At 68.5% G+C, this 23120-nt stretch carries 16 protein-coding genes; 8 read left to right on the top strand and 8 right to left on the bottom strand.

Annotation, left to right across the window (positions count from 1 at the left end; all coding sequences use genetic code 11):
- Positions 1 to 38 precede the first annotated feature (38 nt).
- The 3 genes from J2N69_RS07490 to J2N69_RS07480 all read right to left on the bottom strand — a co-directional run bounded on the left by J2N69_RS07490 (position 39) and on the right by J2N69_RS07480 (position 4732).
- Positions 39 to 1463, bottom strand: a complete 1425-nt coding sequence (locus J2N69_RS07490; protein ID WP_230900033.1) for a CoA transferase — start codon at positions 1461 to 1463, stop codon at positions 39 to 41.
- Between the two features lie 132 nt (positions 1464 to 1595).
- Complete coding sequence (locus J2N69_RS07485; protein ID WP_230900032.1) at positions 1596 to 3170, bottom strand: S8 family serine peptidase; 1575 nt, start codon at positions 3168 to 3170, stop codon at positions 1596 to 1598.
- A 14-nt stretch (positions 3171 to 3184) separates the two neighbouring features.
- Positions 3185 to 4732, bottom strand: coding sequence for a S8 family peptidase (locus J2N69_RS07480; protein ID WP_230900031.1), 1548 nt, complete (start codon positions 4730 to 4732; stop codon positions 3185 to 3187).
- A 362-nt stretch (positions 4733 to 5094) separates the two neighbouring features.
- Between J2N69_RS07480 and J2N69_RS07475 the strand changes: the two genes are divergently transcribed.
- From J2N69_RS07475 to moaA, 3 genes are all read left to right on the top strand, one after another.
- Positions 5095 to 5505 (top strand): DUF485 domain-containing protein, encoded by a 411-nt coding sequence (locus tag J2N69_RS07475; RefSeq protein ID WP_230900030.1) that lies wholly within the window; start codon positions 5095 to 5097, stop codon positions 5503 to 5505.
- The gene (locus J2N69_RS07470; RefSeq protein WP_230900029.1) at positions 5502 to 7142 is read left to right on the top strand and encodes a solute symporter family protein; all 1641 of its coding nucleotides are present in this window, start codon (positions 5502 to 5504) and stop codon (positions 7140 to 7142) included. The genes J2N69_RS07475 and J2N69_RS07470 overlap by 4 nt, the downstream gene beginning before the upstream one ends.
- Before the next feature lie 172 nt (positions 7143 to 7314).
- A complete protein-coding gene (moaA, locus tag J2N69_RS07465; RefSeq protein WP_230900028.1) occupies positions 7315 to 8349 on the top strand; it encodes a GTP 3',8-cyclase MoaA in 1035 nt (344 codons plus the stop codon).
- 12 nt (positions 8350 to 8361) lie between these two features.
- On the opposite strand, the gene J2N69_RS07460 is transcribed toward moaA, so the two are convergent.
- Together J2N69_RS07460 and J2N69_RS07455 are read right to left on the bottom strand one after the other, a co-directional pair.
- Positions 8362 to 8589, bottom strand: a complete 228-nt coding sequence (locus tag J2N69_RS07460; RefSeq protein WP_230900027.1) for a hypothetical protein — start codon at positions 8587 to 8589, stop codon at positions 8362 to 8364.
- A gap of 190 nt (positions 8590 to 8779) precedes the next feature.
- A complete protein-coding gene (locus J2N69_RS07455; protein ID WP_230900026.1) occupies positions 8780 to 9166 on the bottom strand; it encodes a DUF3099 domain-containing protein in 387 nt (128 codons plus the stop codon).
- A gap of 226 nt (positions 9167 to 9392) precedes the next feature.
- Between J2N69_RS07455 and J2N69_RS07450 the strand changes: the two genes are divergently transcribed.
- Positions 9393 to 9668 (top strand): GlsB/YeaQ/YmgE family stress response membrane protein, encoded by a 276-nt coding sequence (locus J2N69_RS07450; RefSeq protein ID WP_223773874.1) that lies wholly within the window; start codon positions 9393 to 9395, stop codon positions 9666 to 9668.
- A 73-nt stretch (positions 9669 to 9741) separates the two neighbouring features.
- Here J2N69_RS07450 and tyrS read toward each other — a convergent pair whose 3' ends face one another.
- The 3 genes from tyrS to J2N69_RS07435 form a co-directional block, all read right to left on the bottom strand.
- Complete coding sequence (gene tyrS / locus J2N69_RS07445) at positions 9742 to 11010, bottom strand: tyrosine--tRNA ligase (protein ID WP_230900025.1); 1269 nt, start codon at positions 11008 to 11010, stop codon at positions 9742 to 9744.
- 63 nt (positions 11011 to 11073) lie between these two features.
- The gene (locus J2N69_RS07440; protein ID WP_230900024.1) at positions 11074 to 12468 is read right to left on the bottom strand and encodes a metallopeptidase TldD-related protein; all 1395 of its coding nucleotides are present in this window, start codon (positions 12466 to 12468) and stop codon (positions 11074 to 11076) included.
- Positions 12465 to 14021: a TldD/PmbA family protein gene (locus tag J2N69_RS07435; RefSeq protein ID WP_230900023.1), complete on the bottom strand. Its 1557-nt coding sequence runs from the start codon at positions 14019 to 14021 to the stop codon at positions 12465 to 12467. The genes J2N69_RS07440 and J2N69_RS07435 overlap by 4 nt, the downstream gene beginning before the upstream one ends.
- 410 nt (positions 14022 to 14431) lie before the next feature.
- Between J2N69_RS07435 and J2N69_RS07430 the strand changes: the two genes are divergently transcribed.
- The 4 genes from J2N69_RS07430 (at position 14432) to J2N69_RS07415 (ending at position 23096) form a co-directional block, all read left to right on the top strand.
- Entirely contained in the window at positions 14432 to 17926 is a 3495-nt protein-coding gene (locus tag J2N69_RS07430; protein WP_230900022.1) for a type I restriction endonuclease subunit R, read from the top strand.
- Positions 17923 to 19404: a restriction endonuclease subunit S gene (locus J2N69_RS07425; RefSeq protein ID WP_230900021.1), complete on the top strand. Its 1482-nt coding sequence runs from the start codon at positions 17923 to 17925 to the stop codon at positions 19402 to 19404. The genes J2N69_RS07430 and J2N69_RS07425 overlap by 4 nt, the downstream gene beginning before the upstream one ends.
- Entirely contained in the window at positions 19401 to 21038 is a 1638-nt protein-coding gene (locus J2N69_RS07420; RefSeq protein WP_230900020.1) for a class I SAM-dependent DNA methyltransferase, read from the top strand. The genes J2N69_RS07425 and J2N69_RS07420 overlap by 4 nt, the downstream gene beginning before the upstream one ends.
- Before the next feature lie 549 nt (positions 21039 to 21587).
- On the top strand, positions 21588 to 23096 hold the full coding sequence (locus J2N69_RS07415) for an HsdM family class I SAM-dependent methyltransferase (protein ID WP_230900019.1): 1509 nt from the start codon (positions 21588 to 21590) through the stop codon (positions 23094 to 23096).
- Positions 23097 to 23120: the final 24 nt, after the last annotated feature.

Below are 23120 nucleotides of genomic sequence, written 5' to 3'. Positions count from 1 at the left end.
GACCGGACCATCGCGTTCGGCCGCGCGCCGCCCGCCTCTCAGCGCCAGCGGGGCAGGTCGGTTCCCCAAGGGCCGGGCGGCCGGGACCAGTTGGCCGGGCCGCCGGTGAAGGAGAAGGGCGGCAGGGCGTGCCGGAGCCGCCCGAGCGGCCCGCCCGTCTCGGCGAGCCAGGGCCCGGGGCCGTCGTACGCCACCGAGGAGCCGCCGCTCAGGCCGCCCCCGTCCGCCTCGGAGGGCTCCGCCAGCTCCTCGGCCGGTCCTGTCAGCCACGCGGCCGTCCGCGCCAGCGCGAGCCGTGCCACGTACGTCCCGCCCGTCGTCGAGCGCTCCGTGAGCGAGCGCAGGACGGCCGCCGCGAGGAGATGGCCCGTGCCGTGGTCCAGTGCCTGGGCGGGCAGCGCGCCGGGCCGCTCGGCGGACCCCTCGGCGGCGGCGATCCCGGTCGCCGCCTGCACCAGGCTGTCGAAGCTGCGCCGCCCCGCCCACGGCCCGTCCGCACCCCAGGCGGACAGCTGGGCGAGGACAAGGCCGGGCCTGCGTTCGGCCAGCGCCTCGGGGGAGAGGCCGAAGCGGTCCAGGGCGCCAGGCCGGTAGCCGGTGACGACCACGTCGGCATGTTCCAGCAGGTCGTCGAAGGCGCGCCGGTCCGCGCGGGCACTCAGGTCGAGGACGGCCGAGCGCTTCCCGAAGCCCGTGTCCGTGTGCTGGTCGGGCAGTTCCGGCAGCCCCGGCGGATCGACCCGCAGCACGTCCGCGCCGAGCAGCGCGAGCGTGCGGGTGGCGACGGGCCCCGCGATGACCCGGGTCAGATCGAGCACCCGTACCCCCTGGGCGGGCAGCACCGGATCGCCGTCGACCGGGGGAAGGGGCCGCGCGGGCCCCTCGGCGACCCGCTCGCGCCGCAGCAGCGGGAGCCCGGCCACCACGGCCCCCTGCGGATGCGCGGCCCACTCCGCCGCCGACCGCAGCGCCACGGCGAGGCCCCCGGCGGCGTACACGGCGTCCTCCACCTCCAGCGCCGACCGCTCGGCGAGGCACGCGGCGACCGCGTCCACGGAAGGCTCCGCGGCGAGCCCCAGGGCGGCCGTCAGCGCCGCCCGGTGGTGCGGGTAGTTGGCGTGCGTGCGCACCCAGCCGTCCGCCGTGCGCCAGAAGCGGGACAGCGGCGCGAAGGAGACCGGCGCGCGCCCGTCCACCAGAAGGTGCCGCTCGCTGGTGAACGCGGTCGCCACGGCTCCGTCGTCGACCCGCACCCGCGGCACCTCCCGCCCCGTGCGGTGCGCGCCCAGTTCGGCGGCGGCCAGCGCGCAGACTCCCACGCAGGCGCGGGCGAGCCCCATGACGGGCAGGCGCGCGGGCAGGGCGCCCGGGCGTACGACGGCCGACACGCGGGAGACGAGGGCGGGGTCGCCGCCGAGCGCCGCCCAGGCCGCGCGGGTACCGTTCCACAGTGTGTGCGTCATGCACGCACTATGGCGCATACGCCCGCAAGCGCCTATGCGCAGGACCGCACCGCATTCGCGAAGGCCCGCACCCGCCTACGCGAAGGGCCGGGCGGTGGTGCACCGCCCGGCCCGACCCGTCATGCCGGAACGTTACTTCCGCACGGCGTCCAGCGCGTCGGCCATGCCCACGCCGTAGAAGCCGTTCTTGTCCGTGCCGCCCTCGCAGACCGCGTCCACCTTGCCGTCACTGTCGTAGTCGTACGGATCGGTGCACGTCATCGCGTCCGCCTGGCGGTACAGGAGCGACTTGATCCGCTCCACCGAGGCGTGCGGGTGGGTGGACCTGAGCAGGGCGACGACGCCCGCGGCGTGCGGGGCCGCCATCGACGTACCGCCCTTGTAGCCGAACTTGCCGCCCGGCAGCGTCGACAGAATCCTGCCGTCGACGGCGGGCGGCCGCGGCGCCTGGTACTCCGTCTTGTCGCCGCCGGGTGCCGTGATGTCGATGACGCCCTTGCCGTAGTTCGAGTACGACGCCTTGATGCCCTTGGCCCCGGTGGCCGAGACCGTCACGACGCCGGGCAGCTGCGACGGGAGGTCGAGGCAGTCCGCGGTCTTGACCGTGCGCGGCACCGGCGTGGTGTCGTTCGGGCTCGTCTTGTCGAGGATCTCGGCCTGGGCCAGGTCGGTCTTGGCGTTGCCCGCGGCCGCGACGTTCACCGCGCCCTTGCGCTCCGCGTACCGCGCGGCCCGGCCGACCGCGTCGACCAGCGCCTTCTGGGCGTCGTCGGTCTTGCAGGCGAACAGCCACGGGTCGGTGTAGTAGCTGTTGTTGGTCACGTCCACGCCGTGGTCGGCCGCCCACACGAAACCGCAGACGACGGCCTCCGTGTAGTACATGCCGGTCGCGGGCTCCGCCACCTTCAGGCTCGCGACCTTCACGCCGGGCGCGACGCCGGTGACGCCGGTGCCGTTCTTCGCGGCGGCTATCGAGCCCGCCACGTGCATGCCGTGGTCGCTCTCCTTGGCCACCGGCCGCCACGCGTTGTCCTTCTGGACGGGCACGCCGCCCAGGCAGCTCGCGGACGCCCGCCGGTCGAAGTTCGGCGCTATGTCGGGGTGCGTGTCGTCGACCCCGGAGTCGAGCACGCCGACCGTGACCTTGCGGCTGCCGAGCGATATCTCGTGCGCCTTGTCCGCCTTCATGGCGGGCAGGTCCCACTGGAGCGGCTCCAGCTCGTCCTGGCCCGCGGTCGCCTTGCCCGCCGCGGCCTTCGCCTCGGCGGCGGTGAGCGTCCGCTCGGAGTCGAGGGCGTCGTCGGACTGCGCGGACAGCGGAGCCGTCCGGGTCGCCCCCGCCGAGTCGACGCCCTTCACCTGGCGGATCGTCCTCGCGAAGTCCGGGTTCGCCGAGTGGACGACGATGACGCCGATCCTGTCGTACGCGATGACGACGTCACCGCCGGCCTTGGTGATGGCCTTCGTGACGCGCGCCGAAGTTCCCTTGTCGGGGCGGACGTTGACGACGTAACTCATCGACGCGGCATCGGACGTCGCGGCCGACGCGGAGGACGCCGAGGCGGGGGCGTCCGGTATCGCGGCGGGCCGCGCCGACGCCGGACCCGGCAGGAAGGCGACGGCCGAGGCCACCGCGATCCCGAGGGGAAGGGCCAGCGCGCGGCGGGAGCGGGGGAAGCCGGTGGTCTTGCCGGAGAACCTGTTCATGTCCCTGCTCCCCGTCACTTCTTCTTCACGGCGTCGAGCGCGTCGACCATCCCGCTGCCGTAGAACCCGTTTTTGCCCTTGCCGCCGCTCTCGCAGACCGCGTCGACGTCACCGTCGCTGTCCGGGTCGTACGGCTCGGCCGGGCACTCCATGGGATCGGCCTGCTTCTTCAGGAGGCGCTGCAGTTCGGCGGGGCCCGCCTTGGGGTGCGTGGACTTCAGCAGCGCGGCGACGCCCGCGGCGTGCGGCGCGGCCATCGACGTACCGCGCAGCCAGCCGTACTCGCCGTTCGGCATGGTGGAGAGGATGTTGCCGTTCTTCGACGGGGTGTCGGCCGGCAGCTGGAACTTGTCGCCGCCCGGGGCCGTCACGTCGATGACACCCTTGCCGTAGGTGGAGTACGACGACTTGAGGTTCTTGACGCCCGTCGCGCTCGTCGTGACGACGCCCGCCAGCTGGGTCGGCACGTCCAGGCACTCGCTCGGGTCGATGGTGCGGGTGACCGGCGTGGAGTCGTCGGGGCTGGACTTGTCGACGATCTCGTCGGAGGCCAGGTCGTGGTTGGAGTTGCCCGCGGAGGCGACGTTCAGGATGCCCTTGCGCTGGGCGTACAGCTGGGCGCGGTTGACCGCGTCCAGGATGGCCTTCTGGTCCGGGTCGTCCTTGCAGTTGTACAGCCACGGGTCCACGTAGTAGCTGTTGTTGGTGATCTCGACGCTGTGCTCGGCGGCGAACACGAAGGCGCAGACCACGTTCTCCGGGTAGAACAGCTCGTCGACCGGGTCGGCGACCTTGATGCCCGCTATCTTCACGCCGGGCGCGACGCCCGCGACGCCGACGCCGTTGCGGGCCGCGCCTATCTCACCGGCCACGTGCGTGCCGTGGTAGTGCTCCTTGTTCGCCGGGCGCCAGGCCCCGGCCGAGGTGTCCGCCTTGCCGCCGACGCAGCTCGCGGACTGCCCCGCCGAGAAGTTCGGGGCCAGGTCCGGGTGGGTGTCGTCGACCCCGGTGTCGATCACCGCGACGGTGACCTTCCTGCTGCCCGGGTTGATCTTCGCCGCCTTGTCGGCGCCGATCGCCCGCAGGTCCCACTGGTCGGCCTCCATCGGCTCGGCACCCGGAGCGGCGCTCCGCTTCAGGGCCTTGGCGTCCGCCTTCGACAGCAGCTTCGCCTCGCCGTCGTCCGTGGTGCCGGCCGCCCGCAGCGGAGCGGTGTGGGTCGCGCCCGCGGAGTGCACGCCGCGGACGTCGCGTATCCGCTCGCCGAACCGCGGGTCCGAGGAGTGCGCGACGATGACTCCGATCTTCTCGTGCGCGACGACGACGGAGCCGCCGGCCTTGGCTATCGCCCGCTTCACGTACGCGATCGTCCGGTGGTCGACACGGGTGTTGACGACGTACGCGAAGACGGGGGCGTCCTTCGCGGCTCGGGCCGACACCGGGGCGGGCGACTCGTTCGGGGCCGCCGACGCGGCGCCGGGGACGAAGCCCACCGAGGCGGCGAGCGCGACACCGAGCGGCAGGGTGAGCGCCGTACGGCGTCGGGAACGCAGATGAGCCATGGGATCTCCACATCATGCGGATACGGAACTGCCCGAACACAGCTGGTGCTCGGGCAGACAACTCGGGCAGGTACATGACCGGTCGTGCAGGGGTGAAGCTATCCCCCGAACTCCCAGGCCAGCAATGCCCCGTGGAAGAAACCGGAGAGATCTCGGAGAGATCGGGGAGTTCGGGCGCGTCGTACGCGCCGCCGGGACGTTGAGCAGACAACAGAAGCAACATCAACCCCTGTCGGATCACGTCCCATGGCCCTAGCATCGCCAACCGTGGCTCACGTGATCCGCGTCACGCCGGAACGTGAGACCAGGCACCCATGGAACGACTGTCCGTCCCCACCCCACCCGCACCACGAGGAGACTCCGTGGCCACCGACGCACCGCCCCCTTCGAAGGGTGGCGCAGGACAAGACCCCGCTCCCCACGCGCCCTCCACGGAGGAGTTCACCGAGGTGCAGGAGAGCGCGGAGTTCGGCGAACTGCGCCGCGCGCACCGTTCGTTCGCCTTCCCGCTCACCGTCGCCTTCATCACCTGGTACCTCGTGTACGTCTTGCTCTCCAACTACGCGGGCGACCTCATGGGCACCAAACTCTTCGGCAACATCAACGTCGCCCTGGTCCTCGGCCTCGGCCAGTTCCTGACGACCTTCCTCATCGCCTGGTTCTACTCGCGGCACGCCGCCGCGAAGCTCGACCCGAAGTCCGAGGCGATCAAGGCCCGTATGGAGTCCCGTACGGGGACCGGTAACTCCGGCACCAAGGAGGGCGCCGCATGAGCCCCGCGCAGACCACCGCCGTCATCGACCTCGCGGCGGCGTCCGACGCCTCCGAACACCGACCGCTGATCATCAGCCTCTTCGCCGCCTTCGTCGTCGCCACCCTCTGCATCACCGTCTGGGCAGGCCGCCAGACCAAGAGCGCCGCCGACTTCTACGCGGGCGGACGGCAGTTCACCGGCTTCCAGAACGGCCTCGCGATCTCCGGCGACTACATGTCCGCCGCGTCCTTCCTCGGCATCGCCGGCGCCATCGCCCTCTTCGGCTACGACGGCTTCCTGTACTCCATCGGCTTCCTCGTCGCCTGGTTGGTGGCCCTCCTCCTGGTCGCCGAGCCGCTGCGCAACTCCGGGCGCTACACCATGGGCGACGTCCTCGCCTACCGCATGCGCCAGCGCCCCGTCCGCACGGCCGCGGGCACCTCCACCATCGTCGTCTCGATCTTCTACCTGCTGGCGCAGATGGCGGGCGCGGGCGTCCTGGTCTCGCTGCTGCTCGGCATCACCTCCGACGCGGGCAAGATCCTCATCGTCGCCCTCGTCGGCGTCCTGATGATCGTCTACGTCACCATCGGCGGCATGAAGGGCACCACCTGGGTGCAGATGGTCAAGGCCGTCCTGCTCATCACGGGCACCGTGCTCATCACCTTCCTCATCCTCCTGAAGTTCAACTTCAACGTCTCCGACCTGCTCGGTTCGGCCGCCGCCAACAGCGGCCAGGGCTCGGCGTTCCTGGAGCCCGGCCTCAAGTACGGCGCGAGCGCCACCTCGAAGCTGGACTTCCTCTCGCTCGGCATCGCCCTCGTCCTCGGCACCGCCGGCCTGCCGCACATCCTCATCCGGTTCTACACCGTGCCCACCGCCAAGGCCGCCCGGAAGTCCGTCAACTGGGCCATCGGGATCATCGGCGCCTTCTACCTGATGACGATCGTGCTCGGCTTCGGCGCCGCGGCCCTGCTCAAGCCCGGCGACATCATCGCCTCCAACAAGGCGGGCAACACGGCGGCGCCGCTGGCCGCCCTGGAGATCGGCGGCGGCGGTGACTCCACCGGCGGCGCGATCCTGCTCGCGGTGATCTCCGCGGTCGCCTTCGCCACCATCCTCGCGGTCGTCGCGGGCCTCACCCTGGCCTCGTCGTCGTCCTTCGCGCACGACATCTACGCCAACGTCATCCGCAAGGGCAAGGCCACCGAGAAGGAGGAGATGAGGGCCGCCCGCTGGGCCACCGTCCTCATCGGCGTCGTCTCCATCGCGCTCGGCGCCCTCGCCCGCGACCTCAACGTCGCCGGTCTCGTCGCCCTCGCCTTCGCCGTCGCGGCCTCCGCGAACTTGCCGACCATCCTCTACAGCCTGTTCTGGAAGAGGTTCACCACCCAGGGCGCCCTGTGGTCCATCTACGGCGGCCTCGCCGCCGCCGTCGGCCTCGTGCTCTTCTCCCCGGTCGTCTCCGGCAAGCCCACCTCGATGTTCCCCGACGCGAACTTCGACTTCTTCCCCCTGGAGAACCCCGGTTTGATCTCCATCCCGCTGGGCTTCCTGCTCGGCTGGCTCGGCTCGGTCCTCTCCAAGGAGAAGCCCGACAAGGGCAAGTACGCCGAACTGGAGGTCAAGTCCCTCACCGGCGTCGGAGCCCACTGACCAGGAAACGTTCACATGTTCGTAGCGGCCGCGTCGTAGAGTCCTACGACGCGGCCGCCGCGTTCCTCGTGGCAAATGGCCCATGGCGTTGTCAGAGGTGTCGCGTAAGGTCGTAAGCGAGTGGGAGCCATCTGGAACCCATCACGAACCAACCGCCGGGGAGGGGGTCGCAGTGCTCATCGACACCTATGGCCGAGTCGCCACTGACCTGCGCGTTTCACTGACCGACCGCTGCAATCTGCGCTGCACCTACTGCATGCCGGAAGAGGGCCTGCAGTGGCTGGCCAAGCCCGACCTGCTCACCGACGACGAGATCGTCCGCCTCGTGCGCATCGCCGTCACCCGGCTCGGGATCACCGAAGTCCGCTTCACCGGCGGCGAACCCCTGCTGCGCCCCGGCCTCGTCGGCATCGTCGAGCGCTGCGCCCAGCTGGAGCCCCGCCCCAGGATGTCCCTGACGACGAACGGCATCGGCCTCAAGCGCACCGCGCGGGCCCTCAAGGCCGCCGGCCTCGACCGGGTCAACGTCTCCCTGGACACCCTGCGCCCCGACGTCTTCAAGACGCTCACCCGCCGCGACCGCCACAAGGACGTCCTCGAAGGCCTCGAAGCCGCCCGCGACGCCGGCCTCACCCCGGTCAAGGTCAACACCGTCCTGATGCCGGGGCTGAACGACGACGAGGCCCCCGACCTCCTCGCCTGGGCCGTCGAGAACGACTACGAACTCCGCTTCATCGAGCAGATGCCCCTGGACGCCCAGCACGGCTGGAAGCGCGACGGCATGATCACCGCGGGGGACATCCTCCAGTCCCTGCGCACCCGCTTCGAGCTGACCGAAGAGGGCTCCACGGAGCGCGGCTCGGCCCCCGCCGAGCGCTGGATCGTGGACGGCGGCCCGCACCGCGTCGGCGTCATCGCCTCCGTCACCCGCCCCTTCTGCTCGGCCTGTGACCGTACGAGGCTGACGGCCGACGGCCAGGTGCGCACCTGCCTCTTCGCCACCGAGGAGACCGACCTGCGCGCGGCACTGCGCGCGACCCCGGCCGAAGGCGCGGACGGCACGGCCGACGCGGAGGATGTGACCGGCTCGGACGAGGAGATCGCCCGCATCTGGAAGCTCGCCATGTGGGGCAAGAAGGCCGGCTCGGGCCTGGACGACCCTTCGTTCCTCCAGCCGGACCGCCCGATGTCGGCGATCGGCGGCTAGCTCCGGGGGCCGCTAATCCCGGCCCTGCCCCTCCGGGGCTTCCCACTCCGCCAGCGTCACGACTTCCTTCAACATGCCGCGTACACCGAGGAACTGCGAGAGATGCTCCCGGTGCTCCTCGCACGCGAGCCACGTCTTGCGCCGCTCCGGCGTGTGGATCTTCGGGTTGTTCCAGGCGAGGACCCAGACCGCGGCCGCGCGGCAGCCCTTGGCCGAGCAGATCGGCGTTCCGTCACTCACAGTCGCGTCCCACAACGTTGCGAAAACAAGGCGACGCCGAGCAGCCACGGGGGGAGCTGCCCGGCGTCGGTCTGTCGCTCCGACGGGGGATGCGGAGCGCGTACGAAGTATGTCACGGTCGACCCCGTCACTGGCACCGGAACCACATGATTGATCTGAGCTTTTCTTGAGCTTGGCGCAACGTCGACGGTCAGTTCTGCCCGTGCGAAGAGCCGCGCCGCTGGTCGTACGCGGCACCCACGGGATCTTCCGGGACGGATTCCGCGGGACCGACCGCGGCGGGCGGCGCCAGCATTGGCCGAGAAGGGGCGGGTACGAACGTCGACGGCAGCGAACGGTTGCTCTCCCGGCCCGCGTTGGCGATCACCACGGAGATGTAGGGGAGCAGGACGCCGAGCACCAGGGCGACGATGGCGACATGCCGCTCGACGTTCCACAGCACGGCCGCGGCGACGACGGAGACGGTCCGGACCGACATCGAGATCACGTAGCGGCGCTGCCGGCCGCGCACGTCCTCCGCGAGTCCCTGCCGGGCCCCCGTGATCCGGAAGACCTGGTCACCGCTCTGCTTCCGCATCACGTTCCACCGCCCTGTCCGCTGTACCGGACTCACCCCGGTATCTGCCCCGGTCCGGCTCACTCCACGTTACGCCTGACCTGCGCGGCCCACGAGACCGGGGCGCCCCTCACCGTGGCGGGGCTTCCTGGGCCGCGCCCCGTATGGGGGCGCCCGACATGCGCCGTACGGGGCACGGGCCGACACTGGCGGTAATGCTCACGTAGAGCCGTACAAGGAGGCAGCTATGGGCTGGTTGTGGGCGATCATCGTGGGATTCGTGCTGGGGCTGATTGCCAAGGCGATCCTGCCCGGTAAGCAGCACAGTCCGATCTGGCTCACCACGGTGTTCGGCATCATCGGAGCCGTCCTGGGCAACTGGCTCGCGACGCAGTTCGGCATCAACGAGACCAAGGGCATCGACTGGGGCCGCCACGCCCTGCAAGTGGCCGCGGCAGTCGTGATCGTCGGCCTCGGCGACGCGCTCTACAAGATGGTCCGGGGCAACAGACGCACGGCGTAGCCGTGGCGTAGCCGCACGGAAGGGGCCGGTCCGCACGGACCGGCCCCTTCGTGTGCGTCCGGGGCGCGGCGGATCAGCCCCCCGTGACCTCGACCGCCGCCAGGTTCTTCTTGCCGCGCCGCAGCACCAGCCAGCGCCCGTGCAGCAGCTCCTCGCGGGCGGGGACGGCGTCCTCGGCGGCGACCTTGACGTTGTTCACGTAGGCACCGCCCTCCTTCACCGTGCGCCGGGCCGCGGACTTGCTCGCCACCAGGCCGACCTCGGCGAACAGGTCCACCACCGGGCCCGGCTCGGCGACCTGGACGCGCGGCAGCTCGGAGAGTGCCGCCGCCAGCGTCGCCTCGTCCAGATCCGTCAGCTCGCCCTGGCCGAAGAGCGCCTTGGACGCGGCGATGACCGCCGCGCACTGGTCGGCGCCGTGCACCAGCGTCGTCAGCTCCTCGGCGAGCGCACGCTGTGCCGCGCGCGCCTGCGGCCGCTCCTCGGTCTGCCTCTCGATCTCCTCCAACTCCTCGCGGGACTTGAAGGACAGGATGCGCATGTACGTCGAGATGTCCCGGTCGTCGGTGTTCAGCCAGAACTGGTAGAACGCGTACGGCGTCGTCATCGTCGGGTCGAGCCAGACCGCGCCGCTCTCCGACTTGCCGAACTTGGTGCCGTCCGACTTGAGCATCAGCGGCGTACCGAGCGCGTGCACCGTGGCGTCCGGCTCCAGGCGGTGGATCAGGTCGATGCCCGCGGTGAGGTTGCCCCACTGGTCGCTGCCGCCGGTCTGCAGCGTGCAGCCGTACCGCCGGTACAGCTCCAGGAAGTCCATGCCCTGGAGGAGCTGGTAGCTGAACTCCGTGTAGGAGATGCCCTCCTGCGACTCCAGGCGCCGGGCCACCGAGTCCTTCGTCAGCATCTTGTTGACGCGGAAGTGCTTGCCGATGTCGCGCAGGAACTCGATCGCGGACATCCCCGCGGTCCAGTCGAGGTTGTTGACCATCGTCGCGGCGTTCTCGCCCTCGAAGGACAGGAACGGCTCGATCTGCGAGCGCAGCCGCGTCACCCAGTTCGCGACCGTCTCCGGGTCGTTCAGGGTGCGCTCGGCGGTCGGCCGCGGGTCGCCGATCTGGCCGGTGGCGCCGCCGACCAGCGCCAGCGGGCGGTGCCCCGCCTGCTGGAGCCGGCGGACGGTGAGGACCTGCACGAGATGCCCGACGTGCAGGCTCGCCGCGGTGGGGTCGAAGCCGCAATAGAACGTGACGGGACCGTCCGCGAGCGCCTTGCGCAGTGCGTCTTCATCGGTGGACAGGGCGAACAGCCCCCGCCACTTCAGCTCGTCGACGATGTCCGTCACGGGTCTCGCGTCTCCTTGGATGTACGGGTGGGCTGCACGGATGTGCAGGTGCAGGGTCCGAGGTTATACGCCCTGGCTGATCGAACTCATATTGAAATCCGGGACGCGCAGCGCGGGCATCGCGGCCCGGGTGAAGTAGTCGCCCCACTCGCGCGGCAGCGTCTTCTCCGTACGGCCCGCCTCCGAGGCCCGGCCGAGCAGGTCGACCGGGGATTCGTTGAACCGGAAGTTGTTCACCTCGCCCACGACCTCGCCGTTCTCGACGAGGTAGACGCCGTCCCTGGTCAGGCCGGTCAGCAGCAGGGTGGCCGGGTCGACCTCGCGGATGTACCAGAGGCAGGTGAGCAGCAGGCCGCGCCCGGTGGCGGCGACCATCTCGTCCAGGGAGCGGTCGCCGCCCCCGTCCAGGACGAGGTTGTCGATGGCGGGCGTCACCGGCAGCCCGGTCAGCTCCGCGGTGTGCCTGCTGGTCGCCAGGTGGGCCAGCTCACCGGCGCGCATCCACTCGGTGGCGGTCAGCGGCAGGCCGTTGTCGAAGACGGACGTGTCGTCGCCGGAGGCGTGGGCGAGGACGAACGGCGCCGACTCCAGACCGGGCTCGTACGGGTCGCTGCGCAGCGTCAGCGGCAGCTGCGCGATCCGCTCGCCGAGGCGCGTGGCGCCGCCCGGCCTGGCGAACACCGTGCGGCCCTCGGCGGCGTCCCGGGCCGAGGAGGACCACATCTGGTAGATCAGCAGGTCGGCCACGGCGGTCGGCGGCAGCAGCGTCTCGTACTGCCCGGCGGGCAGGTCGACGCGCCGCTCGGCCCAGCCGAGGCGCTGGGCCAGCTCGGCGTCGAGGGCGGCCGGGTCGACGTCCTTGAAGTCACGGGTGGCCCGCCCCGCCCACGCCGACCTGGCGCGGTCGGGTGACTTGGCGTTCAGCTCCAGGGTGCCGTTGGGCTGGTCGTGCCGCAGGCGCAGCCCCGCCGACGTACCGAGGTAGCTCGACACGTACTCATGGTTCGCGAAGCCGTACAGCTCGCGGCCGCCCGCGCGGGCCCGGGCGAAGGCCTCGCCGAGGGCGGGGGCGAAGTCCGCGAAGACCGCGGAGGAGGTCTCGGCCGGGGCGTCCGTGAAGTCGGGGGAGGCGACGGTGCCGGTCACCAGCGGCCGCGCGTCCTCGGCGGGGCCCGCCTTCCGGGCGGCTTCCTCGGCGGCCCGGACCAGCGGCTCCAGGTCGTCGGCGGTGACGGCCGAGCGCGAGACGACGCCGGAGGCGGTGCCTTCCGTGCCGTCGACGGTGGCGATGACGGTGAGGGTGCGGCCGCGGCTGACGCCGTTGGTGGTCAGGGCGTTGCCCGCCCAGCGCAGGTTCGCCGACGACTCCTCGTCGGCGATGACGACGCAGCCGTCGGCGGTGGACAGGTCGAGGGCGCGCTCGACGATCTCGTGCGGCTTGGTGGCGCTGCGGCTCATCGGCCGGCCTTCTGCGTGGTGTTCAGAATGTTCACGCCCCGGAAGAGGGCGGACGGGCAGCCGTGCGAGACCGCGGCGACCTGGCCCGGCTGGGCCTTGCCGCAGTTGAAGGCGCCACCGAGGACGTACGTCTGCGGGCCCCCGACCGCGGCCATGGAGCCCCAGAAGTCGGTGGTCGTGGCCTGGTAGGCGACATCCCGCAGCTGCCCGGCGAGCCGCCCGTTCTCGATCCTGTAGAAGCGCTGCCCGGTGAATTGAAAGTTGTACCTCTGCATGTCGATGGACCACGACCGGTCCCCGACGACGTAGATCCCGCGGTCCACGCCCGCGATCAGGTCCTCCGTGGAGAGCCCGCCGGGGTCCGGCTGGAGCGACACGTTCGCCATGCGCTGCACCGGCACGTGGCCGGGGGAGTCCGCGTACGCGCAGCCGTTCGAGCGTGCGAAACCGGCGAGCCTCGCGATGCGCCGGTCCAGCTGGTAGCCGACGAGCGTGCCGTCCTTCACCAGGTCCCAGGACTGCGCGGCGACGCCCTCGTCGTCGTACCCGATGGTGGCGAGGCCGTGCTCGGCGGTCCGGTCGCCGGTGACGTTCATCAGCGGCGAGCCGTACGCCAACTTGCCGAGCTGGTCGAAGGTGGCGAAGGAGGTACCCGCGTACGCCGCTTCGTAGCCGAGCGCGCGGTCGAGTTCGGTGGCGTGGCCGATCGACTCGTGGATGGTCAGCCAGAGGTTCGACGGATCGACGACGAGGTCGTACGAGCCCGCCCGGACACTCGGCGCCCGCATCTTTTCCGCCAATTGCTCGGGAAGGCGCTCCAGCTCGCCCTGCCAGTCCCAGCCGGTCCCGGTGAGGTACTCCCAGCCCCGCCCCACCGGCGGCGCGATCGTGCGCATGGAGTCGAACTCACCGCTCGACTCGTCGACGGCGACCGCGGTGAGCTGCGGGTGCAGGCGGACCCGCTGCTGCGTGGTCACCGTGCCCGCCGTATCCGCGTAGAACTTGTTCTCGTGCACGGTCAGCAGCGAGGCGTCGACATGCGCGACCCCCTCGGCGGCAAGCAGCCGCGCGCTCCAGTCGCCGAGCAGCCCCGCCTTGTCCTCGTCGGGCACGGAGAAGGGGTCGATCTCGTACGACGACACCCACGTCCGGTCGGCGTGCACGGGCTCGTCCGCCAGCTCCACCCTCCCCCACTGCCCGAAAGGCGTGGGAGGTGCCCCCATGTCGGAGCCGGCGTCCTTGCTGACCTGCGCGGACAGCTTGGCCATGGCGACGGCCCGCGAGGCCACCTTCGCCGCGGCGTCCATGGTCATGTCGACGCCGGAGGCGAACCCCCACGCCCCGCCGTGCACGGCCCGCACCGCGTACCCCAGGTCGGTGGTGTCCGAACCGCCGGCCGACCGGGCGTCCCGCAGCCGCCAGGACGCGCTGCGCACCCGCTCCAGCCGGAAGTCCGCGTGCTCGGCACCGAGCGCCCGCGCGCGGGCCAGCGCGGCGTCGGCGAGGGGGCGCAGCGGCAGCGTGAGGAACGATTGGTCGATCTCCTGGGCCATGGGCGGTCTCCCCTTCGGTCATGGGCGCGGTCCGGTGAGTGAATCCCGTTGCCAGAGGGCGCTGGCGCGGCCATTTGATGGTGGCGGAAGCCAGGTCATGCCGGTCGGAACTGTAGTACCGAAGACCGGCCGGAAATACCGGCCGCCCGTTAGGCTCGACGGGCGATCACGCTGCACGAGCGGCGTCGGCCTTCAGGCTCCCGGAGAGGCGGTACCACCCCATGAGCAGCGCAGGCGGGGCGTCCCAGGCATCAGACCCCCGACTCCTACGCCTGGCCAGGCAGTCCCGCAACTTCGGGTTCCTGCTGCCGCACCTCCCACTGCTCGTCGCGTACGGAAGCGCTGCCGAGAGTCATGTCTTCCGAGACCCGAACACGTCTCTGATCAAATCCCGACAGTTCGGAGAGGCCATGGCTGCCGACCTGGTCAGCCGGGCCAGGGTCCGCGTGGAGGGCAGCACTCAGTTCGACCGGCTGCGGGCCCTGGACAGGGAGGGGTACTTGCATGGCCATGTGGGCACCGCCTTCCACGAGGTGCGCACTCTCGGCAACGAAGCGAATCATTCGGGACTCGACAGCGCCGACGACGCGTTCCGCGCCCTGCGCACCTGCTTCCGGCTCGGGACCTGGTACCACCGGTTGCTCACCGGCTCGCGTCAGCAGCTGCCGTTCGTTCCGCCCAGCCCTGACCACACCCCAGCCGCTGAGAACGAGCGCCTTCTCCAGGATGTCGCCCAGGCCCGCAGGGATCTGGAAGAAGCTCGTGTCAGCTACCGCGACCAGGCATCGCAGGCCCAGGCCGAGCAGGCCGCCCGGACCGCCGTCGAACGCGAGCTCGCGCAGGCGCAGGCGGAGCGCGAGGAGCTGGCCCGTGCAGTCGCGGCCATGCAGAGTCAGCTCGCGGAGTTCCAGGCCGCCGCTGAGGCCACGCAGCTCGGCCGCAGCCGCGTCGACACCACCGACCGGGCCGCTGCGTCGGCCGCCGTCGCTGAGCGCGCACGCCTCCTCGACAATGCCGAGCAGGCCTCCCGCGAACCCCTCACCGAGGTGCAGGTCCGAAAGCGGCTCGACGCGATGCTCGCGGCGGCGGGCTGGGACGTCCAGGATGGCGGCGCGGACCTCAACCTTCACGTTCGGGGTGACCGGCGAGGCAACGGCGTCGCCGTCCGCGAGGTCACCACAGCTCGAGGCCGCGCCGATTACGCGCTGTACGTCGAGCGCAAGCTTGTCGGCATCATCGAGGCCAAGCGCGAAGGTGCCGACCTGTCCGCCGCAGAGGCCCAGGCCGACAGCTACGCCGACCATCCCGCCGATGCCCAGCAGCGCTTCAACGCCTGGCGTACCCCGCTCCCGTTCCGATACGTGAGCGACGGCGGCGAGACACGCTTCCGGTCCGTGCTTGATCCGGACTCTCGTACCCGCCGCATCTTCTCCTTTCACCAGCCGCGCACGCTGGCCCGCTGGGTCCGGCAGGCCGAAGAGGACGAGCAGGCCCCCAGCTATCGGGCCCGCTTGCGCTGGCGCATGCCGGAGCTCGACGAGCGCCCCCTGCGCCCGGCGCAGATTCAGGCGGTACGCGGCGTGGAGAAGTCGGTGGCTCTCGGCAGAGGCCAGCAAGGGATGGGGCAGTCCCGTTCCCTCGTCCAAATGGCCACCGGTGCGGGAAAGACGTTCACGGCGGTGACGTTCTCGTATCGGATGCTCAAGCATGCGCGTGCCGAGCGCGTCCTGTTCCTTGTGGACCGCAACAACCTCGGTGTGCAGGCCTTCGCCGAATTCGAGAACTTCAAGACCCCTGACACCGACCGCAAGTTCGCTGACCTATACAACGTCCAACGGCTTGGCGCGGAGGGCATGTTCGCCTCCTCCAAGGTCGTCATCTCCACCGTCCAGCGCCTCTACATGGAACTCACCGGCGTGCGCCTGCCGGGGGCCGACGGGGATGACGGTGACGTCGACAACAATGTCGATGTGCCGGGCATCATTGAGGTCGGCTACAACGCTGATCTCCCTCCAGAGGCGTTCGATCTGATCGTCGTCGACGAGTGCCACCGCTCCATCTACGGCAAATGGCGCTCCGTTCTCGAATACTTCGACGCCCCCATCGTCGGCCTTACTGCTACTCCCGTCGCGCAGACCTTCGGCTACTTCAATGGAAACCTGGTCAGCGAGTACTCGTACCAAGAGGCAGTAGCCGATCGCGTCAACGTCGATTTCTCTGTCTATGAGATCGAGACGCGGATAACATCTCAAGGCGGCGTCATCGCGCACGGCACCATTCCCGTCCGCGACCGCCGCACGCGCCGCCAGCGCTACGAGGACATCGACGAGGACATCGAGTACGGCGCAAACCAGGTCGGTGTCGGAGTCATCAGCAAGGATCAGTTGCGTACAGTTATCCAGACCTTTCACGATCGGCTTTTCACCGAGATCTTTCCGGAGAGGGCCAAGCGCGATCCGGTGACGGGTACCCTGCTGTGGGACGAGATGTACGTTCCAAAGACGCTCGTTTTCGCCAAGAACGACAACCATGCGGAAGAGATCGTAGAGGTCATCCGCGATGTTTTCGGCAAGGGCAATGACTTTTGCGCGAAGATCACCAGCGCGGCACGCAACGCCGCCGAGCGTCTCTCGGCCTTTCGTAACCTTCCGGAGCTACGCATCGCGGTCACAGTAGATATGATCGCTACGGGCACGGACGTAAAACCTCTTGAGTGCCTGCTGTTCCTGAGAGATGTCAAGAGCTGGGCTTACTTCGAGCAGATGAAGGGCCGCGGCGCCCGAACGCTGTCCCTCACCGATTTTGAGAAGGTCACTCCTGGCGTTGGTCCCAAGACCCGCTTCGTGATCGTCGACGCAGTCGGTGTGACAAAAAGGCCTAAGGTCGACGCGGCACCGCTGGAACGGCACACAGACAAGCAGATCAGCTTGGAGAAGCTGCTCCGCAAGACAGCCGCGAACACCATCGAGGAAGAAGAGGTCTCCACGCTCGCGGCCCGCCTTGCCAAACTCGACATCCAAATGACGGATGAGGAGAGGGACGAGATTCGGCGCCTGAGCGGCGGGCTGGAGCTGACGAAGATCGTGCACGGAATGGTCGACGCCGTCTCAGCGGACCGGCAACTGGAAGCTCGGGAGGCCGCCGAGCGCGCGGGCCGGAATCCCGAGAGCGCGGTGCGCGACCTCATCGAGCAGGCAGTCCGACCGCTCGCCGCCCAGCCGCCCCTGCGGGGCCGCCTGCTGGAGATGCGGAGAGCGAAGGACATCCTCTACGACGAGAACGGTGCAGACGAGCTGCTGCGAGCGGGCGCGGCGGTCGACGACAAGGATGCGGCGGTGGAGACGCTTCGCAACTGGCGGCAGTACATCGCTGACAACCGTGACGAGATCGCGGCCATGTCGCTCGCGTTCAGTGCCGACTCTGAAATACCACCGAGCGTGGCTATGGACAGGCTCAAGGATGTGGCTCGCAGCATCGCCCGCCCGCCGCATGCCTGGACCGCGGACAGACTGTGGAAGGCGTACGAGATGGTGGGCGAGGTGGCCATCGACGAGGCCGAGCGCGTGCGCACGGCCTCCGATCTATTGGCTCTGCTCCGTTACGAACTCGCCGGCGGCGTGGAGCGGGGTGCCCCGGCTCCACGCCCGTACGAGGAACTCGTGCGCGAGCGGTATCAGGCCTGGATCGCCCGTCAGGAACGGGTGGGCACCCGTTTCACTGAACGACAACGCTGGTGGCTCGACCGCATCGCCGCAGCGACAGCTGAGCGTGTACGCTTCGACACCGCTGACCTAGATTACGCACCTTTCACCTCGCACAACGGCACGGATGGATTCATCGCCGAATTCGGGGCGACACGGGCTGAACACATCATCAATGAACTGGACAGGGAGCTGAGCGCGTGACGACCGACTCGGGTGTGAGGCCGGGGGGTTCAGAGGCCGACGGAGTTGTCACGGACGAGCTGCCTATGGGGTGGACACGGGCGACCATCGGTGAGCTGTGTGAAGTCAACCCTCGGGGATTCGACGAGGAACCTGACGACGATGACGTCATTTCTCAGGTACCCATGGCCGCTGTTGAGGCAGCAACGGGCCGTATGGATGCGTCAACGCAGGTGCGGTACGGCGACTTCAAAAAGAAGTCGCTGACCAGGTTCCAAGAGAACGATATTCTTTTCGCAAAAATTACGCCCTGCATGGAGAACGGGAAGATCGCAAAGGCGCAAGGGCTGACCGGCGGACGAGCGCTGGGAAGCACCGAGTTCCACGTGCTGCGGAGCCGCGGAGCTGTTCTTCCTGACTACTTGTTGCGCTTTCTGCTGCAACGGCACGTTCGCCGAATGGCTGAGCAACACATGACTGGTGCTGTGGGTCAGCGCCGCGTTCCCCGCCCCTATTTGGCTGAACTGGAGATACCTCTACCGCCTCTCTCCGAGCAGCATCGCATCACCGCCAAACTGGGCGACCAGCTGACGCATGTTGAAGCAGGGGAAGCGGCCTTGGCTTTGGCCGCCGAGAGGTATGAACACCTTATCCATGCTGCGCGTTCTCAAGGTGTCTGGCCGACAGGTGAGAATTCGCTCCCCGAGGGGTGGAGATGGGGTGTGGTGGGGGATGTCCTCGAAAAAATCCAGGCAGGTAAATCCTTTACCTGCCTCCCGAGGGTAGCTCGTGATGACGAGTGGGGCGTCATTAAGGTCAGCGCTATGACATGGGGCGAGTTCAGGGCTGATGAGAACAAGGCGTTGCCACCCGAGCGCGAGCCGAACCCTGATTATGAAATTCATAGTGGCGATATTCTTGTGAGTCGCGCAAATACTGTCGATTATGTTGGCGCCCCCGTTCTCGTCGGTGAAACTCGTTCCAAGTTGATGCTCAGTGACAAGAGTCTGAGGTTGGTGCCAAAGGCAGGAGTGGACAGAGATTGGCTTATCGAAGTCCTCTCGTCGCGACCGGTGCGCGCGCAGTATTCAGCGGCGGCTACAGGAACCAGTGACTCGATGCGAAACATTTCACAGGTGACTGTTCGCTCCGCTCGGATCCCTATCCCCCCTGAGGGGGTGGCGCAGAAAAACGTGGCCGCTGCCATTGCGGATGCCATGAACTTGGTGAGGCCGTTGAAGGGGCAGTTGGACGAGCAAGCCCGCGAGGCTGGGCGCCTCCGTGACGCCCTCCTCCACGCCGCTTTCACTGGTGCCCTGGTTCCCCAGAACCCCGATGACGAGCCTGCTACCGCGCTCCTCGACCGCATCCGCGCCCAGCGGGCCGTCGGCGCGAAGCCGGCCAGAGGCAAGCGCGCACCCCGCACGACGTCCCCAGCCGCTCCCCCGGCCCTCGGCCGACCGGTTTCCTCCGGCACCCAGGAAACACTTCCCCTGTGAGCACCATCATGAGCAGCAGCACTGAGAAGCCGACCTCCGCGCATCCGGCTGAGGCGGCGGTCTCGTCAGCGCCCGGTGCGGTCTCCGCCCCCCGCACGGCCAAAACCAAGGCGAACACCAGGACCAAGACGGTTCCCGCCGCCCCGACCTCGACCTCTACTCTCGTCAACCGCCTCTGGTCGTACTGTGAACTGCTTCGCCACTCCGGCGTCTCCACGCTCGACTATGTCGAACAGTTGACCTACCTGCTCTTCCTGAAGATGGCCGACGAGCGCGCCAACCGCCCGGCTGCCTTCCGGCGCTATGCCCCCGAGCGGCCTCTCGTACCCGAGGGACGGGACTGGAAGAGCCTGACCACCCGGTCTGCCGAAGCGTTGCTCGACCACTACGAGTTCATCCTCAAGGACCTCGGTCAGCGCGGCGGCACCATGCTCGGAGAGGTTTTCACCAAGGCGCAGAACAAGATCCATGAGCCGGCTGTCCTGGAGCGCCTGATCAAGGACCTGATCGATCCCTACACCTGGACCACCGAGAACCAGGACCTGAAGGGCGATGCCTACGAAGGCCTCCTCCAGCGCGGCGCCGAGGACCGCAAGACCGGCGCGGGTCAGTACTTCACGCCCCGCCCGCTCATCGACGCCATGGTCGACTGCGTACAGCCGCGGCCCGGTGAGACCATCACCGACCCGGCCTGCGGGACCGGCGGTTTCCTCATCGCGGCGCATGCGCACCTCCTTCAGAACTACGAGAAGGAGCTGTACGGCGATAAGGGCCGCGCTCTCCAGACCGGCGCGATCACCGGTTATGAACTCGTTCGCGAGACCGGCCGCCTCGCTCTGATGAACATGCTGCTGCACGGCATCGGGAGCTCCGAGGCCAAACCGCTCATCACTATTCAGGACTCTTTGGCCCGCCCTCCGAAGCGGCACTACGACATCGTCCTCGCCAACCCGCCCTTCGGTGTCGGCTCGGTGACCGGCGAGTCGTACACATCACGCACCGACTTCTGGGCACCGACCACCAACAAGCAGCTCAACTTCGTTCAGCACATCTACAACTTGCTGAAGACCAACGGCCGAGCCGCGCTCGTTCTCCCCGACAACGTCCTCTTCGATGGCGGCGCTGGTGAAACGATCCGCAAGAACCTTCTCAATCTTTGCGACGTCCACACCCTTCTGCGCCTGCCCACTGGCATCTTCTACGCCAACGGCGTCAAGGCGAATGTCTTGTTCTTCGACAAGACGGGTCAGCGCACCGGAGGTCGCCCCGGCACCCGCAAACTCTGGGTCTACGACTTCCGCTCGGAGCAGCGCTTCACGCTCAAGCAGCGTCAGTTGGGCCGCCAGCACCTCGACGACTTCGTCGCCGCGTACCACTCCGGCGGTGCGGACTTCACCAAGCGCACGACGAGTGACCGCTTCCGGGCGTATGACTACGACGAGCTGATCACCCGGGACAAGGTCAACCTCGACCTCACGGTGTTCAACTCCGAAGCTGCCGCGACCACGGAGTACGCGTCGCCAGACGTGATCGCCCAAGAGATCGTCGATGAACTCGAGGTGGCTCTGGCCGAGTTCACAGCCGTGGCCCGCGCCTTGAAAAAGAACGCTCTGCCGTCGCCCGAGGACAAGTAGATACAGGCGACAGGTCGGTGGATCTCCGGGAACCACCGACCCGTCGCTGCTTCCATCCCCACGTGGCCACAGGCCCTCCGCAATCGCCCTGCCCGGAAAGTGGCCGATCTGCCGCGCTATAGCGCATGGGCCCCGATTCGGGTGCTGCACATCACAAAGGACTGCTCCTACACCGTGCGAGAGCTCGGCCAGCGTGCTGCTCGGCGCGCACAGATGGACGATCCAAGGTGTGATTGGGGCGAATTGCCCCCTAGTTGATCTAATCGCCCAGGGAGGCGATAGCAGGAACGCCGGTCGGTGAACAGGTGCACTGCCGGGTCCTGCTGAGGACGTAGACCGAGGCGTGGCGGTATCCGCTGCCTCCAAAAATCCAGCTAGTAGCACCGGATGGGCAGATTGTGCCTACGATGGGAGGGAGTGATCGCCTGCGGCCCGATCGGCCGGTCTGATGTGTTCTCAGAGCTTCGCCACTGGGTCCGTTGCTGCCGGACCAGGGGATGGCCCGTTGGCGTATCCACTCGGACAGGGACGTTCGAGAACGGGTGGGGCATGGCAACGGAGCGCGACAGCATCGGGGCGAAAAGGTCAGAGCGTGACTGGACGGCCGAAACGATCTTCAGGCGTTGGCAGCGGTTCTACGAGCTGAAGACGAGCGCAAAGGCGCTGACGCGGTTGGAGTTCACCGAGCACATCGCGTATTTGCTCTTCCTCAAGCTCGACCACGAACGTACCCAGCGGGCTGGAATGTTCGCGAGTCAGCCGATCGCCCCCGCGGGCAGCTGGTCGCATCTCGTGTTGGCCAGCGGTGAGGACCTGCATCGTGTCTTCGCCGGCTTGCTGACTGAACTCGGCCAACCTAACCCGCATGATCCCCGCCGGGCCATCGCGAGCGTGGTCTTCCAGGATTCCCGTCCTTGGCCCGTGGACAGGATGGCGGAACTCGGACGGCTGATCATCGAAGAGTTCGATCCGTACAAGTGGTCCGAGGTGAGCCGGGACGAACTTGGAGCGGCCTTCTCCGCGTTGGTCGCCGATTGCCGCGACGATATCCGGGCCAAGCGGGAGACGGGCCAGTTCCTCACCCCGCCCCACTTGCTCACCGTCGTAGCAAAGGCGCTCGCCCTGACTCCGCAGGACCGCGTGATCGATGCTGCCGTCGGGGTCGGCACCAGCCTCATCGCCGCTCACCGTGAGATGGCTGCGCATGGGGGTCGCGTCGATGCCGCTGCCATAGCGGGTGCCGACATCGACGTACAGATGTGCCGTCTTGCGACGATGAACGTGCTCCTCAACACCGGGCGTCAGTTCCACGACGTGCCGCCGATCTTGCGCGCCGACTCGCTTAAGGCGAAGGAGCGCGCGGTGCGTCGGTACGAGCGTGACGTGGCCGCCACTGTCGCCATCTGCAACCCGCCGTTCAGGAGCAATGTCGAGGCGGATACTCAACGGCGGGATGACTTCTGGGCGCAGAATGCCGCGCTCCCAGCCAACTTCCTCCAGCATCTGGCCATCACTCTGCCTCAGGGCGCCAGGGCGGCCGTCTTCGTCCCCGACGGCGTGTTGTTCCAAGCAGGTGCGGCAGCCACTATCCGCAGAACGCTCCTGAAGAACTGCAACGTGCACACTCTGTTGCGGCTGCCGACCGGCATGTTCCACGACACCGGCTCCAAGTCGAACATCCTTTTCTTCACCAAGTCGGCTCTGCGCCCGTCAGGTGAGCCGGCCACCGAGGATCTGTGGGTCTACGACCTTCGAGACCGTCATCACAGGGACACCGAAAGTCCGCTCACCGAGGAAGACTTCGCGGAGTTCTTGCAGGCGTACCGGCCCGGAGAAGAAGGTTTTGTCGGCCGTACGGAGTCGCAACGCTTCAAGCGATACGACTGTGACGCCGTGCGGAAAATACTGGATAGCCCTCTTGCCAGCCTCAATCTGAAGGCCGATCTCTCCGGCTCACCAGACGACTTCGGTAATCCGCGCGACATCGCGCAGTCGATCGTGGATCACCTCGATGACGCGCAGCGGAGCTTCCAGGCAGTACTGAATTCCCTGAGCTGAGGCTTCGTGCCGCCCCTTCGCTGC

Source organism: Streptomyces huasconensis, assembly GCF_021028635.1.
Lineage (GTDB): Bacteria > Actinomycetota > Actinomycetes > Streptomycetales > Streptomycetaceae > Streptomyces > Streptomyces huasconensis.
This window is presented reverse-complemented; position numbering and strand designations above follow the sequence as displayed.

Excerpts from the sequence above, each read along its gene's own strand:
- J2N69_RS07490 (WP_230900033.1), bottom strand. The coding sequence starts at position 1,463 with ATGACGCACACACTGTGGAACGGTACCCGCGCGGCCTGGGCGGCGCTC.
- J2N69_RS07485 (WP_230900032.1), bottom strand. The coding sequence starts at position 3,170 with ATGAACAGGTTCTCCGGCAAGACCACCGGCTTCCCCCGCTCCCGCCGC.
- J2N69_RS07480 (WP_230900031.1), bottom strand. The coding sequence starts at position 4,732 with ATGGCTCATCTGCGTTCCCGACGCCGTACGGCGCTCACCCTGCCGCTC.
- J2N69_RS07470 (WP_230900029.1), top strand. The coding sequence starts at position 5,502 with ATGAGCCCCGCGCAGACCACCGCCGTCATCGACCTCGCGGCGGCGTCC.
- J2N69_RS07455 (WP_230900026.1), bottom strand. The coding sequence starts at position 9,166 with ATGCGGAAGCAGAGCGGTGACCAGGTCTTCCGGATCACGGGGGCCCGG.
- J2N69_RS07450 (WP_223773874.1), top strand. The coding sequence starts at position 9,393 with ATGGGCTGGTTGTGGGCGATCATCGTGGGATTCGTGCTGGGGCTGATT.
- J2N69_RS07440 (WP_230900024.1), bottom strand. The coding sequence starts at position 12,468 with ATGAGCCGCAGCGCCACCAAGCCGCACGAGATCGTCGAGCGCGCCCTC.
- J2N69_RS07435 (WP_230900023.1), bottom strand. The coding sequence starts at position 14,021 with ATGGCCCAGGAGATCGACCAATCGTTCCTCACGCTGCCGCTGCGCCCC.
- J2N69_RS07430 (WP_230900022.1), top strand. The coding sequence starts at position 14,432 with ATGGCTGCCGACCTGGTCAGCCGGGCCAGGGTCCGCGTGGAGGGCAGC.
- J2N69_RS07415 (WP_230900019.1), top strand. The coding sequence starts at position 21,588 with ATGGCAACGGAGCGCGACAGCATCGGGGCGAAAAGGTCAGAGCGTGAC.